Source organism: Microbacterium sp. 4-7, from assembly GCF_014332665.1.
GTDB lineage: Bacteria > Actinomycetota > Actinomycetes > Actinomycetales > Microbacteriaceae > Microbacterium.
Window position 1 is genome coordinate 253,054 of the sequence record NZ_MCRH01000007.1, and the last position, 16,001, is coordinate 269,054.

18 protein-coding genes, 1 tRNA gene and 1 riboswitch are annotated in these 16,001 nt (G+C 68.1%); of the genes, 10 read left to right on the top strand and 9 right to left on the bottom strand.

Going from position 1 to position 16,001, the window contains the following annotated elements; all coding sequences use genetic code 11:
• Positions 1-48 precede the first annotated feature (48 nt).
• Together pgi and BEP68_RS15815 are read left to right on the top strand one after the other, a co-directional pair.
• Complete coding sequence (pgi, locus tag BEP68_RS15810) at positions 49-1,728, top strand: glucose-6-phosphate isomerase (RefSeq protein ID WP_187250544.1); 1,680 nt, start codon at positions 49-51, stop codon at positions 1,726-1,728.
• A 21-nt stretch (positions 1,729-1,749) separates the two neighbouring features.
• Positions 1,750-2,166 carry a DUF2809 domain-containing protein gene (locus tag BEP68_RS15815; RefSeq protein WP_187250545.1) on the top strand — a complete coding sequence of 139 codons (417 nt, stop codon included), beginning with the start codon at positions 1,750-1,752 and terminating at the stop codon, positions 2,164-2,166.
• 46 nt (positions 2,167-2,212) lie between these two features.
• On the opposite strand, the gene BEP68_RS15820 is transcribed toward BEP68_RS15815, so the two are convergent.
• The 4 genes from BEP68_RS15820 to galU form a co-directional block, all read right to left on the bottom strand.
• Positions 2,213-2,285, bottom strand: a tRNA-Ala gene (locus tag BEP68_RS15820).
• A gap of 49 nt (positions 2,286-2,334) precedes the next feature.
• Positions 2,335-3,192 carry a hypothetical protein gene (locus tag BEP68_RS15825; protein ID WP_187250546.1) on the bottom strand — a complete coding sequence of 286 codons (858 nt, stop codon included), beginning with the start codon at positions 3,190-3,192 and terminating at the stop codon, positions 2,335-2,337.
• An 82-nt stretch (positions 3,193-3,274) separates the two neighbouring features.
• Positions 3,275-3,886 carry a GNAT family N-acetyltransferase gene (locus BEP68_RS15830; protein WP_053099195.1) on the bottom strand — a complete coding sequence of 204 codons (612 nt, stop codon included), beginning with the start codon at positions 3,884-3,886 and terminating at the stop codon, positions 3,275-3,277.
• A 46-nt stretch (positions 3,887-3,932) separates the two neighbouring features.
• Positions 3,933-4,820, bottom strand: coding sequence for a UTP--glucose-1-phosphate uridylyltransferase GalU (gene galU / locus BEP68_RS15835; protein ID WP_187250547.1), 888 nt, complete (start codon positions 4,818-4,820; stop codon positions 3,933-3,935).
• Positions 4,821-4,860: 40 nt separating this feature from the next.
• Between galU and BEP68_RS15840 the strand changes: the two genes are divergently transcribed.
• From BEP68_RS15840 to mscL, 3 genes are read left to right on the top strand one after another with little or no spacing between them, the layout of a single operon-like run.
• Complete coding sequence (locus BEP68_RS15840) at positions 4,861-5,457, top strand: 5-formyltetrahydrofolate cyclo-ligase (protein ID WP_053097203.1); 597 nt, start codon at positions 4,861-4,863, stop codon at positions 5,455-5,457.
• Positions 5,458-5,472: 15 nt separating this feature from the next.
• A complete protein-coding gene (locus BEP68_RS15845; RefSeq protein ID WP_053097205.1) occupies positions 5,473-5,748 on the top strand; it encodes an FmdB family zinc ribbon protein in 276 nt (91 codons plus the stop codon).
• A gap of 26 nt (positions 5,749-5,774) precedes the next feature.
• Positions 5,775-6,200, top strand: coding sequence for a large conductance mechanosensitive channel protein MscL (gene mscL / locus BEP68_RS15850; RefSeq protein WP_053097207.1), 426 nt, complete (start codon positions 5,775-5,777; stop codon positions 6,198-6,200).
• An 83-nt stretch (positions 6,201-6,283) separates the two neighbouring features.
• Here mscL and BEP68_RS15855 read toward each other — a convergent pair whose 3' ends face one another.
• Positions 6,284-6,478: a hypothetical protein gene (locus BEP68_RS15855; protein WP_053097209.1), complete on the bottom strand. Its 195-nt coding sequence runs from the start codon at positions 6,476-6,478 to the stop codon at positions 6,284-6,286.
• Positions 6,471-10,190, bottom strand: a complete 3,720-nt coding sequence (locus tag BEP68_RS15860; RefSeq protein ID WP_187250548.1) for an ATP-binding protein — start codon at positions 10,188-10,190, stop codon at positions 6,471-6,473. Before BEP68_RS15860 ends, BEP68_RS15855 begins: the two co-directional genes overlap by 8 nt.
• Positions 10,191-10,380: 190 nt before the next feature.
• Between BEP68_RS15860 and BEP68_RS15865 the strand changes: the two genes are divergently transcribed.
• Entirely contained in the window at positions 10,381-10,896 is a 516-nt protein-coding gene (locus tag BEP68_RS15865) for a methylated-DNA--[protein]-cysteine S-methyltransferase (protein ID WP_053097213.1), read from the top strand.
• Between the two features lie 58 nt (positions 10,897-10,954).
• On the opposite strand, the gene BEP68_RS15870 is transcribed toward BEP68_RS15865, so the two are convergent.
• Positions 10,955-12,592: a cation acetate symporter gene (locus BEP68_RS15870; protein ID WP_056279927.1), complete on the bottom strand. Its 1,638-nt coding sequence runs from the start codon at positions 12,590-12,592 to the stop codon at positions 10,955-10,957.
• Entirely contained in the window at positions 12,589-12,936 is a 348-nt protein-coding gene (locus BEP68_RS15875) for a DUF485 domain-containing protein (RefSeq protein ID WP_053097216.1), read from the bottom strand. Before BEP68_RS15875 ends, BEP68_RS15870 begins: the two co-directional genes overlap by 4 nt.
• Before the next feature lie 110 nt (positions 12,937-13,046).
• On the opposite strand from BEP68_RS15875, the gene BEP68_RS15880 reads away from it, so the two are divergent.
• The 3 genes from BEP68_RS15880 to BEP68_RS15890 all read left to right on the top strand — a co-directional run bounded on the left by BEP68_RS15880 (position 13,047) and on the right by BEP68_RS15890 (position 14,757).
• Positions 13,047-13,904, top strand: coding sequence for a LuxR C-terminal-related transcriptional regulator (locus BEP68_RS15880; RefSeq protein WP_053097217.1), 858 nt, complete (start codon positions 13,047-13,049; stop codon positions 13,902-13,904).
• A gap of 66 nt (positions 13,905-13,970) precedes the next feature.
• A riboswitch (guanidine-III (ykkC-III) riboswitch) is annotated at positions 13,971-14,038 on the top strand.
• Between the two features lie 10 nt (positions 14,039-14,048).
• Entirely contained in the window at positions 14,049-14,375 is a 327-nt protein-coding gene (locus tag BEP68_RS15885; RefSeq protein WP_053097219.1) for a DMT family transporter, read from the top strand.
• Positions 14,376-14,412: 37 nt separating this feature from the next.
• Entirely contained in the window at positions 14,413-14,757 is a 345-nt protein-coding gene (locus BEP68_RS15890; protein WP_187250549.1) for a histone-like nucleoid-structuring protein Lsr2, read from the top strand.
• Between the two features lies 1 nt (position 14,758).
• Here BEP68_RS15890 and BEP68_RS15895 read toward each other — a convergent pair whose 3' ends face one another.
• Positions 14,759-15,403 (bottom strand): MarR family winged helix-turn-helix transcriptional regulator, encoded by a 645-nt coding sequence (locus BEP68_RS15895; RefSeq protein ID WP_082297860.1) that lies wholly within the window; start codon positions 15,401-15,403, stop codon positions 14,759-14,761.
• Between the two features lie 76 nt (positions 15,404-15,479).
• Here BEP68_RS15895 and idi point away from each other — a divergent pair, with 76 nt between their 5' ends.
• Positions 15,480-16,001: an isopentenyl-diphosphate Delta-isomerase gene (idi, locus tag BEP68_RS15900; RefSeq protein WP_056279923.1), complete on the top strand. Its 522-nt coding sequence runs from the start codon at positions 15,480-15,482 to the stop codon at positions 15,999-16,001.

Consider the following 16,001-nt stretch of genomic DNA (forward strand, 5'->3'; position numbering starts at 1 on the left):
GACGTCATCACGGGGTCACGACGTCGCGTGCGGCAGTACCGTGGATCCATGACCGCTCCTGTTGATCCGACACTCACTCCCGCCTGGTCCGAACTCGCCGCGCTGCGCGAGTCGATCACCGCCGATCTGCGAGGCTGGTTCGCCGCCGATGCCGACCGTGCGGAGCGATTCTCGTTCCCGCTCGCAGACCTCCACGTCGACCTGTCGAAGAACCTCGTCACCGACGACGTTCTCGCAGCGCTTCTGCGCCTCGCCGAGCAGACGGGAGTCGCCGAGCGATACGCCGCGATGCTCCAGGGAAGCCACCTCAACACGTCCGAGGACCGCGCCGTGCTGCACACGGCACTGCGTCGACCGGCCGACTCCTCCCCCGCGCTCGTCGTCGACGGACAGGACGTGGATGCCGACGTGCAGGCCGTGCTCGACGCACTCAGCACTTTCGCCACCAGAGTTCGCTCCGGAGAGTGGCTCGGCATCACCGGAAAGCGCGTCACCCACGTCGTCAATATCGGCATCGGCGGCTCCGACCTCGGGCCCGTCATGGTTTACGAGGCGCTCAAGCCCTATGCGGATGCCGGGATCGAGGCGCGGTTCGTGTCGAACATCGATCCCACCGACCTCGCGCAGAAGACCGCGGACCTCGACCCCGAGACGACCCTCTTCATCGTCGCGTCCAAGACCTTCACCACCCTCGAGACGCTCACCAACGCGCGCCTGGCGCGCGATTGGCTGTGGGCCGGACTCCAGGCCTCGGGAGCCATCTCCGACGACGAGGACGCCCGCACCGACGCCGTCGCGCACCACTTCGTGGCGGTGTCGACCGCGCTCGACAAGGTCGCGGCCTTCGGGATCGATCCGGCGAACGCCTTCGGATTCTGGGACTGGGTCGGCGGCCGCTACTCGGTCGACTCCGCGATCGGCCTGTCGCTCGCGATCGCGCTCGGACCCGACACCTTCCGCGATCTGCTGGCCGGCTTCCATGCGGTCGACAAGCACGTGCGCACTACGCCTCTCGAGCGCAACGTCCCGGTGCTGATGGGCCTGCTCAACGTCTGGTACGTCAACTTCCACGGCGCGCAGTCGCATGCGGTGCTGCCCTATGCGCAGCAGCTGAGCCGGTTCCCGGCCTACCTGCAGCAGCTGACGATGGAGTCCAACGGCAAGTCGGTCCGCTGGGACGGCACCCCGGTCACCACCGACACCGGCGAGGTGTTCTGGGGAGAGCCCGGAACCAACGGCCAGCACGCGTTCTACCAGCTCATCCATCAGGGCACCCGGCTGATTCCGGCCGACTTCATCGCGTTCGTGAACCCGGCCTACCCTCTGACCGACGGCGGGCAGGACGTGCACGAGCTGTTCCTGGCGAACTTCCTCGCGCAGACGAAGGCTCTGGCCTTCGGCAAGACCGCCGCTGAGGTCGAGGCCGAGGGAACCACCGGAGCGCTCGTCGCGGCACGCACGTTCGCCGGCAACCGCCCGACGACCTCGATCTTCGCACCCGCGCTGACACCGCAGGTGCTCGGTCAGCTGATCGCCCTGTACGAGCACATCACGTTCACGCAGGGCACGATCTGGGGCATCAACTCGTTCGACCAGTGGGGCGTCGAGCTGGGCAAGCAGCTCGCGATGCAGATCGCTCCGGCCATCGGCGGGGACGAGGCGGCCATCGACGCGCAGGACGCCTCAACGAAGGCGCTGCTCTCCTACTACCGCGCGAACCGGAAGTAGGCGAGACAGCGGGAGCGGCGAATGCAGTCGGTCACACGCGGCGACGCGCACGTCAGTGCGCGTCGCCGGGCACTGCTCGTCATCGCCGTCCTGGTGGTCGCGGCCGGTCTCGTCACACACGTCGTCGGTCGTGGTCCGATCGCGGACGCACTCGGCGACGCCCTCTATGCGGGGATGATCTACGTCGTCATCGCGATCGTGCTCCCACGAGCCCCGGTCTGGATCGTGGGTGCGAGCGCCGCGGCGCTGTGCATGCTGATCGAGTGCTTCCAGCTCACCGGTCTTCCGGCGATCTGGTCCGAGGCCTTCTGGCCGGTGCGACTCGTCCTGGGCGTCGGATTCGATGCGCGCGACCTCGTCGCCTACGCGGTGGGCGCGGGCGCCGCCGCCCTCTGCGACCACGCGATCGGTCGCCGTCTCCGCGCACGCGCACAGTAGACAGAAGAAAGACCCCCGAGCGATGCTCGGGGGTCTTTCTCGTCGGTGGACCTAAGGGGATTCGAACCCCTGACCTCCTCGATGCGAACGAGGCGCGCTACCAACTGCGCCATAGGCCCTGACGTCTTCTACGCTATCACGCTCGAAGACCCTCTCGTGCCGCGAGGATCAGCCCGCTGCACGCTTCGCGAGGAGGTCGCGCACATGCGCCTCGATCTCCGCGTCGTCGACGTATCCCATCTTCGCGAACGGAGACGCAGCGGCCTGCGCGGCCGCCGGAATCTGCACGGGTGCGGCGGGCGCCATGCGCTCCGCTCGCTCACGAAGCTCGGCGAGACGAGCCGCAGCGCGGCGCTTCTCCTGCGCATCCAGCTCCGCTCTCGCCACCTGCGCGCGCGAGCCTGCGACCGACACCAGCGGCTCGGGCAGCGGACGCGGGGTCCATGTCGCCGGGCCCTGATCGTGCAGTTCGGGCTCTGCCCTCTGCACGGGCTGCTCGACGACGCGCACCGAACGCCGGGCGGCGCGGGCGGCGACAGCCGACATGCGCTGCAGGGCGAAGCCGGCGACGACGATGATCGACCCGCCGACCCAGAGCAGCAGCTGCGCCTGAAGCGCGATCAGCTGCCACACGCCGAGCCCGGTGACGACGAGACCGAGAAGCAGGGTCGAGGTGGCGACGATGCGCACACGGCGACGCGCGCGGGCCTGTCGAATGACGGGATCAGCCCTCGTGGCAGCCAGCTCTTCGCGGAGCTTCATGAGCTCCGCGGCTTCCTTCTCGGACTGCAGGCGCTTCGCGAGCTTCTGCTGCGCGAGGGCGGTCCGCGCGTTGAGTTCGAGGCGGACCTCGCCGGGGGTCTCGCTGGTCTCGGCCAGCACCCGAAGGGCCTGGTTCAGTCTGACGGCGTTGCGCTCCGCGGCGTCGTACTGGAAGCGCCCACGCCAGGAGGGCAGCAGGTAGAGCATCCACAGGAGCACAGCGACGAGGACTATCACTCCCCCGCTCAGCACCGGCCCGTCCATGTCGACAACGGTACGGGAACATCGCTGGTCACGACGCTCAGTCGGAGCGTGTGTCGCGAGGAGTTCTGAAGTCAGCGGCCTGTCAGAGCGCGAAACGGTCCGACGGCGGGATCGTCGCGGCGTCCGGAGGCACCTCGCCGTTCAGCCACCGGGCCAGCACGCCCTGCGGCACATCCTCGCGAGTGAGGGCGAACGCGTAGTGATCCCGCCAGTCGCCGTCGATGTGGATGTAACGGCGACGCAGCCCTTCGTAGCGGAAGCCGAGCTTCTGCACGACCCTCAGGCTCGCGACGTTCTCGGGCCGGATGCAGATCTCCATGCGGTGCAGCGCATACTCCGTGAAGCAGGCATCGGTCGCGAGCGCCACGGCTGTGGGCGTGATGCCCTTGCCGGCGAAGCGCTCGCTCACCCAGTACCCGATGGTCGCCGAGCACAACGACCCCCTGGCGACTCCCCACACGTTGAGCTGCCCGGCGATCTCACCCTCGTACTCCATGACGAACGGATAGCCCGCGCCGTCGCGGTACTGCTGCAGCAGACGGCGGATGCTGAGTCGCATGTCGAACGAGACCGATCCGTACGGGACGGTGGCCTCCCACGGCTGCAGCCAGGAGCGATTGCTCAACAGCTCGTGCTGAAGAGCCCTCGCATCCCGAGAGCGCACGAGGCGCAGCTCGATGGGACCATGCCGCATCCCCGTCGCCTGATCCATCCGCGCGCTCCCGACGCCGCGTCGACGCCTAGAGGCGTTCCGCGAACTCCTTGAGCCACGGCCGCAGCTCGGGGCCGAGGTCGTCGCGGTCGGAGGCGAGCTGGACGATCGCCTTGATGTAGTCGACGCGGTCGCCGGTGTCGTACCGGCGTCCACGGAAGATGACGCCCACCACACCGGGGCCGTCGGCGCTGGTGGCCAGCTCCTGCAGCGCGTCGGTCAGCTGGATCTCGCCGCCCTTGCCGGGTTCGGTGCGCTCGAGCACCTCGAAGATCGAGGCGGGCAGGACGTAACGGCCGATGATCGCCAGGTTCGACGGCGCGTCCTCGGGTGCGGGCTTCTCGACGAGGTCGGTGACGCGCACGGCCTCCGATCCCTCGATGTCCTCGACGGCGGCGGCGCCGTACATGTGGATGCTCGCGGGGTCGACCTCCATGAGGGCGATCACCGCGGCGCCGCTGCGCTCGTGCTCGGCGATCATCTCGGTGAGCAGCTGGTCGCGCTCGTCGATGAGGTCGTCGCCGAGGAGCACGGCGAAGGAGCTGTCGCCGACGTGCGTGCGGGCACGCAGCACCGCGTGACCGAGTCCCTTGGGCTCACCCTGACGGACGAAGTGGATGTCGGCGAGGTCGCTCGAATGGATGACGCGCTCGAGACGCCCCGTGTCGCCCTTCTCCATCAGCTTGACCTCGAGCTCGGGGACCGAGTCGAAGTGGTTGGAGATCGCGTTCTTGTTGCGGCCGATGATGACGAGGATGTCATCGATCCCGGCGCTGGCGGCCTCTTCGACGACGTACTGGATCGCCGGCTTGTCGACGACCGGCAGCATCTCCTTCGGCATCGCCTTCGTCGCCGGCAGGAAACGCGTTCCCAGACCGGCAGCAGGAATGACAGCCTTCATCTTCCGTATACCCATCCACCCAGCCTAGTGGGGATGCCGCCGTAGACTCGGAGCCATGTCCCACGACGTAGAGCATGAGAAGCGCGCGCTTCGCGCCGAGCTCCGCGAACGCCGCCAGCTGCTGAGCGACTCGCAGCGGGAGGCCGCGGCATCCGCCATCACGCAGCGCCTCGACGAGCTGGTCGACGCGCTCGGCGCCCGGTCGATCTCATGCTTCCTCTCGACCACGACCGAGCCGGGCACCCGGGAGTTCGTCACCGGCGCGGTGCGCCGCGGCATCCGGGTCCTGCTTCCTGTGACACGGGCCGACGGCCTTCTCGACTGGGCCGTGGCGACCGATGACGACGACGTCGCGGAAGGCCTCTTCGGGCTTCCCGAGCCGACCGGCGAGGTGCTCGGTCCGATCGCCGTCAACGACGTCGATCTGATGGTGATCCCCGCCGCGGCCGTCGACCGCACCGGGATGCGCATGGGCTGGGGGCGTGGCTACTTCGACAAGACCATCGGATCGATGGAGAAGTGCCCTCCCGTCTACGCAGTCATCTATGATTCCGAGGTACTCGACTTCCTGCCGAGGGAGGTTCACGACCAGCCGGTCACCGGCGTCGTGACTCCCACGCAGACCCTCCACCTGTCGCCCACGCGACGCTGACCCGCGAGGATCGCAATGCCCACCTATGCCTATGCCTGCCGTTCGTGCGGTCACGCCTTCGACGCCGTGCAGAGCTTCTCCGACGACGCACTCACCGTCTGCCCCGAATGCGGCGGCGAGCTGCGCAAGCAGTACGGATCCATCGGCGTGACCTTCAACGGATCCGGCTTCTATCGCACCGACTCGCGAGCGGGCTCCGGCTCTTCCGCATCCGCCCCGGCATCATCGAAGGCGGAGCCGGCCAAGACCACGACCCCGGCCCCCGCGTCGACCAGCACCTCTTCTTCCTGACCCCTATCGACTCCCCGGAGGCATCCATGCTCAAAGGTTTCAAGGACTTCATCCTCCGCGGCAACGTGATCGACCTCGCGGTCGCGGTCGTCATCGGCACCGCGTTCACGGCGATCGTCACCGCCGTGGTGAACAGCATCATCACCCCGCTCGTCTCGCTGTTCTTCAAGGCGGATGCGACGGGCAACTTCGGACCGCAGGTGCAGAGCATCTACGGAGATACCGTCACGTTCCCCATCGGCGATCTCATCTCGGCGATCATCAGCTTCCTCTCGGTCGCTCTGGTGGTGTACTTCGTGTTCGTGCTGCCGATGAACACGTTCAAGGCCCACGTCGAGGCGCGCAAGGGCACCGCGGCCGAGCAGCCGGAAGAAGAGCCGGCGGCCGCCACCGAGGCGGAGCTGCTCGTCGAGATCCGCGACCTGCTCGCCGGGAACAAGCCGCGCAGCTGACTCGCAGTCCGCACCGCGAAGCGCACGGTCCGATTCGGGCCGTGCGCTTCGTCGTCTCCCGAACACGCCTGAGCCGCCGGTGCTCAGTAGTGCGGGGGCACGTCCTGCATCAGGCGGTCGTCGTTGGGCCCCTTCGGGCCCGTCGTCCGCTGAGGTTCCCGGACGACCCGATCCGGGTCCGTGTCGGTGCCCGGCACGGGAGTCAGCCGGGCACGCCGCGATCCGGCGACCCGCACGACCTTCTGCCGCGGGGCACCGGAGTCCGGCTGATCAGTCATTCTGCGGGTCGGTGAGATCGATCGGCTGCGTGTCGTTGTCGGCTCGAGCCGCGGATGCCGAGATTCCCAAGACTCCCGCGATGCGCGTGGCCGCCGTGACGGGGTCGCTGTAGAGGTCGAAGGCGTGCACGCGCACGTAATGCCACCCGAGGCGGCGAAGCACGTTCGGGCGCAGCCGCAGGGCCTCGCGCAGTGACTCGCCACGAGACTCCGGGTCGGACTCGATGACGACGGCCTTGCCGTTGTGCTGTGCGACGAGCGGCAGCAGACCGCGGTAGTCGACGTCGACCGCTGCGCCGAGACGGCGAAGCTCTCGTGCGAGGGCGAGCGTCAGCGGGTCGGCGAGATCCTCCAGGCGTGCGTCGCGTCCCCGGGTGGCGAGGCCGCCGAGGATCGACATCAGGGTGGCGGCGCCGAACTCGAGGCGGCCGTCGTCGAACGACGAGGGCCGGATCGACGAGACGATCACCATGGACCGGCGGGCGCGGGTCATCCCGACCGTCAGCAGCCGCTCCCCATCCGGCGTGGACAGGTCGCCGAAGTCGCTGAGCACTCGGCCGTGCTTGGTCAGGCCGTAGCCGAGTGAGAAGATCACCCGGTCGCGGCTCTCAGCCACGGACTCCTCGAGGGTGAGCACCGCGAAGGGCTCGGCCGTGTCGCGACCGACGAAGTCGGCGACGTCGGAGCGCCCGGCGAATGCCGAGGTGACGGCGGCCCGCACGCGCTCGGCGTGACGCCTGCTCGCGGTGACCACCATGAGCGACTCGTCCGGGCGATGCACGGCGTGCTCCACGACCAGCGTGACGACGCGTGCGACCTCTGCCTCGGGGCTCTCCACCGCACCCGACACGGGGTCGGGCGCCCCGGTGCCGCCTTCGACGTAGTCGACGGTGAGGCTGCCGCGACCCAGGTACGAGCCCGCCCAGGGCAGCGAGACGATCTCGCCGCCGTAGAACGCGTCGTTGATGAGCTCTGCGAGGTCCTCGCCGCCCGCGCGGTAGCTGCGCGTGAGGGTCATCACGGGAAGCAGTTCGGACAGGCGCTCGAACACCGACACGGAGTCGAAGGGCACCTCGTGCTCCCATTCGGGGCCGGGGTCCACGGCGACGTGGAACGCTGTCGGAAGCTGAGTGACCGGATCGCCGAAAGCGACGACCTGACGGGCACGGCGGATCGCCGGGGCCGCTTCGGCGAGGTTGATCGCGGCCGCATCGACGAGGAGCACCGTGTCGAACTCGACGGAGTCGGGGATCTGCGGCACGAGGTAGGGAGACGAGATCCAGACCGGCGCGAGCACGCCGACGAGGGTGGGCGCGGAGCTCACGATCTCGGCTGTCGTCGTCGCCGGCTGCTTCAGTGCGCGCCTGAGGTTCTGCGACTCCTGCGGTTCATCGACGATGGCGATCTTCCACTGGTTCGCGAGCTGCCAGGCGAGCAACGGACCGGCCATCGCGGCGTGCGCCTCGTCGACGAGACGGAAGTCCCGCTCGAGCCGGTCGACCACCGCCGTGTTCGCACCGAGCAGCGCTCGATCCTCCTGCAGAGCCCGTTCCAGCAGTGTCTGCCACCAGGCGAACTCCAGCTCGTCGCCCACACGCGACTCGGCGACGTGGCGAACGGACAGCTCCGCGAGCAGCGGCTCGAGACCGAGGTCGGCCAGCCTATCGCGCAGCTGCGCGCGCTCCACGAGGTTGTCGAAGACGTCGGACTTCGCCGCGAGACCGGCGAGAGTGCGCACGAGGCGGGCGACGGGGAGCGTCGACAGCGGTTCCCTGCGGCCGAGCGCGACATCGAGCTCGGCGAGCTCAGCCGTGACGCGCTGCCACGAGGAGTGGACGTCGGCGAGCCCGAGTGGAACCTCGGGCGCCACTCCGGCTTCCACGAACCGCTGCCACTGGGTGCGCTGCGCCTGGATGCGCAGCAGCGACTCGTGCATCTCGGTGACATGGACGCCCGGGCGCACGTACTCCTTGGCGAGGCGACGCAGCCGACGCCGGTTCGCCCCGGACATCGCGGGCGCATCGCGGCGCGATCCGTGAGCCTGGATGAGCTCGCCCAGCGGACGCTCGAAGACGGTGGGGCTGAACCGATCGAGAGAGTCGCGGATGCCCTGCAGCAGCCGCAGGTACTCACCGAGCTCGTCGATCGTCGAGAACGGGCGCATATGCGTCTGGGCGATGAGGGCATACCCGCGCTCGAGGAGTGCCGGCACGCTGTCGGAGTGCAGACGCGCTGCCAGCTGGTGCGCCGACTTCGCCGCCTCGGTGCTCGAGAACGTGACTCCGTACCAGGGCGAGTCGTCGGGTCCGAAGCGGAACTCGCCGAGGCGCGCGGCCTGCGCGAGCGCCGCTGCCGCCGACGAGCGATCGTCAGCGAGACGGCGGAGAGTCTCGGCGCTGAGTCGCGCCGTGGTCGACGGCGGGGTGGGCAGGGAGGCGAGCCTCGTGAGATGCCTGGTGGCGTCGAGCACCGACGAGTTCGTCCCCGCGACCGGAGCGGTGAGAGCGCTGCGATAATCCCTGAGCACCGTGCGGAGACGCACGAGTGCGTCATCGACGTCGCTGACCTTCGGAGCCGTCGCCTTCTCGTTCCGGCCGATCGCGCGGACGAGGTCCCGACGCACGCTCGCGGGCGATACCGCCAGGCTGTCGAGGCCGATGCCCGCAAGACGGTGCCGCACGCCGTCGAGGGTCGACCGTCGCGCCGAGACGACGAGCACCCTCTTGCCGGCCCGCACGAGTTCGCCGAGCGCGTTGATCACGGTCTGTGTGCCGCCTGTGCCGGGGAGCGTCGCGACGGTCAGCGAATGTCCGGCCGCGATCCTGGCGAGGAGCGCCTCCTGCTCGGCATCCGCATCGAGCAGCAGATTGTCGGATGCCGGCGCCCGGTCGTCCGGTCCGGTGTGGTGCGGCGCGGGTCGGCGGGCCGAGACCTGCTCGCGGTCACCGACGTGACCGGCCAGAGCGTTGAGCACGACGTGGTCCAGACTCCCGCCGTCGCGGGACATGGCACCGCCGACATCGGCGAAGGTCGAGACCACGAGCCGCGGCAGCACCGTGAAGGTGTCGATCGACCGCGTCGTGGCCCGAAGGCTGTCGATCACCGGCTGCGGCTTGAAGATCCCGCCGTCGTAGGCGAGGGAGGCGAGAGCCGCGGCGTCGATCGTGATGCCGAAGTGCTCACGCGCGATGCGCACGAGCTCGGGGTTCACCTCGAACGCGCCCTGCAGCTTGAGTTCGAAGTCGGAGTGGTGCCGACGGATGGCGAGGGGGCGAAGCAGCACGGGCGCCGAGAAATCCGCCCCGCCGATGCGCCAGCCGGCGACGCCGACTGCGAGGTGCACCGCCTCGATGCCGCGAACGGTGCGCAGCTCGGTGTTCTTCGCCGTGATCCGCTCGGCGGCGAGCCTCGCAGTGCGCAGACCGACCTCGTCGCGATAGAGGTTCGACAGCAGGGTCGATTTGCCTGTGATGAACTGGGGAAGACTGCCGGGGTGGGCCTTCGAGATGTCGATGCTGGATTCGACCGTGTCGCGGAAGTTCACGAGCGGCGATGAACCGCCGAGGTCAGCAGCTTCCGCACGCAGCCGAGTGCGCTCGGCCTCTGCCGCATGCGCGATGCCGATACCGGAGACCGGCTCGTGCGATTCGCCGAGGGTCACTGCGGCATCGGTCGCTGCGTCATCCGCAGCCTTGCCTTCACGTCGCCACACACCTCACACACTAAGCGCGCCTCGCCCCGCAGGCGGTATCCCGGGCGGGTTTCACCGTATTTCCGCCCGCTCGAGGGCGGAGCGACGACCCTGCGGACTGCTTCTGCACCCGAGCGACGAGTCGGTGCGGTCTCCCCCGGTCGCGCTCGTGGGGACACCCCCGCACCCCCGCTCCGGTCAGTATGGAGGCATGACCTTCCGCTATGACTTCGCACCGACTCCGTTCGGCGACGCCCTCGCGGTGTTCTCCGACGAGGGGCTCGTCCGATTCGACCTCTCGGAGTCGAATGATCCATCGGTTCCCTGGCTCCTCGAGAACGTCGCGAGCCAGCTCCGGGCCGTCCCAGAACCCGACCCCGGTGCGGCAGACGAGGTCACCGAACTCCTCGACGCGTACTTCGGTGGATCGCCGGTGCGATTCCACGATCACCTGGCGCTCGACTGGCGCCTCATCGACGGGTTCGCGCGCACGGCGCTGCAGACCATCACCACCATCGAATGGGGAGAGACGATCAGCTACGGGGAGGTCGCGGTGCTGGCCGGGCGCCCCGGTGCCGCGCGGGCCGTCGGCACCGCCTGCCGTCTCAGTCCCTTCTCCATCGTCGTCCCCGTCCACCGCGTGGTGCGGTCGGATGGCACGACGGGTCAGTACGGCGCGCATCCCGAGCGCAAGAGGTTCCTTCTCGACCTCGAGTCGCACGGCTGACCGCACGGGGACCCCGACGAGTAGGCCGTCGGGGTCCCCCGTTCGCGTCATCGGCCGCTCAGTGGTCGACGGCCTTCTCGGCCCCGAAACCGGTGAGCGAGCGCACTTCCATCTCGGCCGCCAGGAGCGGCGACTCCTTGGTCCGGCTCGTGACCGTCCCGAGCCAGCCGAGGAAGAAGCCGAGCGGGATCGACACGATTCCCGGATTGTTCATCGGCCACAGCACGATGTCGATCCCGGGGATCATCGAGGTCGGCGACCCGGAGAACACCGGCGACAGGATGATCAGGATGATCGCCGCGGCGAGGCCGCCGTACATGCTCCAGACCGCACCGCGGGTGTTGAACCGTCGCCAGAACAGCGAGTAGAGGATCGTCGGCAGATTCGCCGAGGCGGCGACCGCGAACGCGAGCGCCACCAGGAAGGCGATGTTCTGCCCCTGCGCACCGATGCCGCCCACGATCGCGAGGATGCCGATCACGACCACCGTTCGGCGTGCGACGCGCACCTCGCCGTTGGGATCCGGCTCGACGGGGTTTCCGGCCGAGTCCTTCTTCCCCTTCTGGATCACGTTCGCGTAGATGTCGTGCGCGAACGAGGCTGCTGCCGTGATCGTGAGTCCGGCCACCACCGCGAGGATGGTCGCGAAGGCGACGGCCGAGATGAACCCGAGGAGGACCGGCCCGCCGAGATACAGGGCGAGCAGCGGCGCCGCCGAGTTCGGACCGCCGGGTGCCGCCGCGATCACGTCCGCGCCGACGAGCGCGCCTGCTCCGTAGCCGAGTACCAGCGTCAGCAGGTAGAAGCCGCCGATCAGCCAGATCGCCCACACCACCGAACGACGAGCCTCCTTGGCGGTGGGGACCGTGTAGAAGCGCATCAGCACGTGCGGGAGCCCCGCCGTTCCGAGCACGAGAGCCATGCCGAGAGAGACGAAGTCCCAGGGGTTAGCTCCGTACTGCAGTCCCGGCGCGAGGATCGCGTCGCCCTTGTCGGAATTCGCCACAGCCGCCTCGAGCAGCGTGTTGAGGCTGAATCCGTTGATCGCCAGCACCCAGATCGTCATCGCGATCGCACCGCCGATGAGCAGGAACGCCTTGACGATCTGCACCCAGGTCGTGCCCTTCATGCCGCCGATGAGGACGTAGACGATCATCAGCACGCCGACGACGGCGATCACGATCGACTGACCGAGTCGGCCGTCGATTCCGAGCAGCAGGGAGACCAGCCCGCCGGCTCCCGCCATCTGCGCGAGCAGGTAGAAGAAGCACACTGCGAGCGTGGTGATCGCGGCCGCCATGCGCACTGGCCGCTGCTTCAGTCGGAACGACAGGACGTCGGCCATCGTGAACTTGCCGGTGTTGCGCATCAGCTCGGCGACGAGAAGCAGTGCGACGAGCCAGGCGACGAGGAATCCGATCGAATACAGGAATCCGTCGTAGCCGTTGATCGCGATCGCACCGCAGATCCCGAGGAAGGATGCCGCAGACAGATAGTCGCCGGCGATCGCGAAACCGTTCTGCGGCCCCGTGAACGAGCGGCCCGCGGCGTAGTAGTCCGCCGCCGTCTTGTTGTTCCGGCTCGCACGGATGACGATGAACAGTGTCACCGCCACGAAGGCGACGAAGATCGAGATGTTGAGAACAGGATTGCTCTCCACCGCGATCTCCCCCGCGGCGGCGTGAATGCGGTTCATGCGTCAGCCTGCGCCTTCTCGAGCTCTTCGCGGATCTCGGTCGCTATCGGATCGAGTCTCCGGTTCGCGAATGCGACGTACCCCATCGTGATCGCGAAGGTGGTGACGAATTGTCCCAACCCCATGAGCAGCCCGACGGTGATATCTCCCCACACTCTCTGCGACATGAATTCGGTCGCGAAGGCGGCGAGCAGGACGTAGACGAAATACCAGATGAGGAAGAATGCCGCGAGCGGGAAGATGAATGAGCGCTGCGTCTTCTTCAGTTCGCGGAATCGTGGTGATTCCTCGACAGCGATGTAGTCGATCGCTCCCGGCGAATCTGCCGTCGGATGGTCGGTCATGGGGCCTCCTTGCCTCATGTTCTGCGGCTCGCCCCGCAGTGCCAGGCGAATGATAGGGTCGACGCTACGAAACGGGGACACAGCGCCGTCACCCCCGAAAGTAGGTAGTCGTGAGCACATCGACCGAGATGGAATCAGAGACCGAGCTCGTCGCCAGAGCAGTGCGCGAGCTCGCGCAGCGCACCCGGTTCCCGGTCGCCTTCGGCGGCCTGATCGACGAGGGCGTGGTCAGCGTCACCAGCATCGTCGGAAACCGCACGCACAGCCTCGACGGGTTGCGCGTCAGACCCGAACGCGGTCTCGGCGGACGGGCGATGATGGAGCTGCGCCCTCGCATGACGAGCGACTACGGGTCATCGCAGCAGATCACGCACGACTACGACGTGTTCGTGCTCGGCGAGGGCCTCAGGACTCTGCTGGCCCTGCCGATCGTCGTGAGCGGCCGTCCCCGAGGAGTCCTGTACGCGGGGGCCTGGGACCGGACACCCGTCGGCGGCGTGACCACGGCGCCGGCGATGCAGGTCGCACAGTCCGTCGCAGAGGAGCTCCGAGTTCGCGACGAGGTGGAACGTCGCCTTCGCTCGGTCACGCCGTCGTCCGCATCCGTCCCCCCGCGCCATCGCGAAGAGCTGCGGGAGAGCTTCGCCGAGCTTCGCAGCATCGCGGCATCCGTTGATGATGCGGATCTTCGGGCGCGCATCGCACAGGTGGAGCAGCGCCTCGTGATGCTCGCGGACGACGCGGTCTCCACCGGCACCGGGCCGATCCCGACGGTTCATCTCTCCCGCCGCGAGACCGATGTGCTCGCCTGCGCCGCCCTCGGCGCGACGAATGCGGAGATCGGCGGGCAGCTCGGCCTTCGCGAGGGCACCGTCAAGGCGTATCTCGGCACGGCGATGTCCAAGCTCGACGCCTCGACCCGCCACGCCGCCGTGGCCAAGGCGCGGCGGGCCGGGCTGCTCCCCTGAGTCACGCGCGGCACTCCGCGGCACAGCGCTGCACAGGCCCTGCCCAGCGCTCACGGCTATCGTGGATACTGGTCGGTGAACCCCGGCCCCGGACGAGGCAGACCAGTACCCGGTGAGCGAAAAGACTGGTCCGAAAGGACCGTCATGTCGTGGATCGTGCTTATCGTCTCCGGAGTCCTCGAAGCTGTGTGGGCGACTGCGCTCGGCAAATCCGAGGGATTCACCAAGCTGTGGCCGAGCATCATATTCGCGGGCGGTCTGATCCTCTCGATGCTCGGGCTCGCATTCGCCATGCGTGATATCGCCACCGGCACCGCCTATGCGGTGTGGGTCGGCATCGGCGCGACTCTGACAGTGGTGTGGGCGATGATCACCGGCGACAGCGACATCTCCTGGCCGCGGATTCTGCTGCTCCTCGGCCTCGTCGGCTGCATCGTCGGCCTGAAATTGATCGACCCTGGTCACGAATAGCACTGCGGGCTCGGATATTCGGCAGTACTGTATTCCCATGGCAAGAAGAATTGTGCACCAGCTGGTTGACGACATCGACGGAAGCATCCTGGAAGTGGGCGAAGGCGAAACGGTCCATTTCTCGCTGAATGGCACTTCTTACGAGATCGATCTGAATTCCGCGCACGCAGAAGAACTGCGCGCGGCATTGGAACCGTATATCTCGGCTGGACGACGGGCCGGCTCGGCGGTCTCGTCGCGGTCGGCAGCACCCCGGAAGCGCGCGGGTCGCAATCCCGAGGTCGCGGCGATCCGTGCCTGGGCGAACGACAACGGCTACACGCTCTCAGAGCGGGGCCGCATTCCCGCCCCGGTCGTCGAGGCGTACAACGCCGCGCACTGACTCAGTCTGAGGTAGCGACTCCGGGTTGAGCCCACGGCTCATCCCGGAGCGTGATCTCCTGGGCCATGTCGGACAGGAACCGGATGACGACGTCACGCTCGTCCGGAGTGAGTCGCGCCGCCGAGTAGAAGCGCTTGGCCTGCTGACGACCCACCGTCTCCATGGCCGCCTGCCGCGTCTCCGGCGTGATGGTGATCGCGAGAGCGCGCCGGTCCGTCGGATGCGGCGCCCGCCGGATATGTCCGCCCTTCTCGAGGCGGTCGAGCAGCTTCGTCGTCGACGCCGTCGATATGCCGAGGTGCGTCGCGATCCCCCCGGGAGTGGCCGTGGCCCCGCGGTTCGCGCACACGATCAGGTAATGCAGTGCGCGCATGTCCGTGTCGTTCAGGCGCATGTAGCGCCGTGAGGCGAGTGACAGCTTCTGCTCCGCGTCGCGGAGCTCACCGAGGGCGCCCATGACGAGCGCGATCTGGCGCAGGTCCTCGGGGTCGACACCTGATCGATCGATCAGAGTGCTCCGCGGATCCGCCGACTCGACGTCGTAGATCGCCGCGTGCGCGAGGCCATCCGGAGAGATCGGGTCCTTGCGAGACAGCACATCGGACGCACCGCTTCCGCGGGGGGTGGCGTCGGGTCCGTCGTGCATGCCATCATGCTACACACGATTGTTTCGTGTTATGTTGATTATTAGCTAAGCTAGCGAAAATCGAGGAGGTTCCCCGTTGGATGAGGTCACCCTCCTCTCTGCAGACGGAGTCGCGATAGGCGTGTTCGCGAAAGACGCGGTGCACACCACCGATACTCCTCTTCACCTGGCCTTCTCCTGCCATGTCTTCGACCGGCAGGGGCGTCTTCTCGTCACGCGGCGAGCGCTGACGAAGCGCACCTGGCCCGGCGTCTGGACCAACAGCTTCTGCGGTCACCCCCGCCCGGGCGAGGACATGACACAGGCAGTGCATCGACGCGCGCAGGACGAGCTCGGACTCCGTCTCACCGACATCTCCCTGGTGCTGCCTGACTACCGCTATCGCGCAGTCGACGCGAGCGGGATCGTCGAGAACGAGATCTGCCCCGTGCACGTCGCCATCGCAGACGGCCCCCTCTCCCCCGATCCCGACGAGGTCGCCGAGTGGGCCTGGGTCGATCCCGCCGAGTTCGCCGACGCCGTCATCGGCGCCCCCTTCGCGTACAGCCCCTGGCTCGTGGAGCAGCTGCCCCGGCTGCGCGACCTCGGGGTGGTGTGA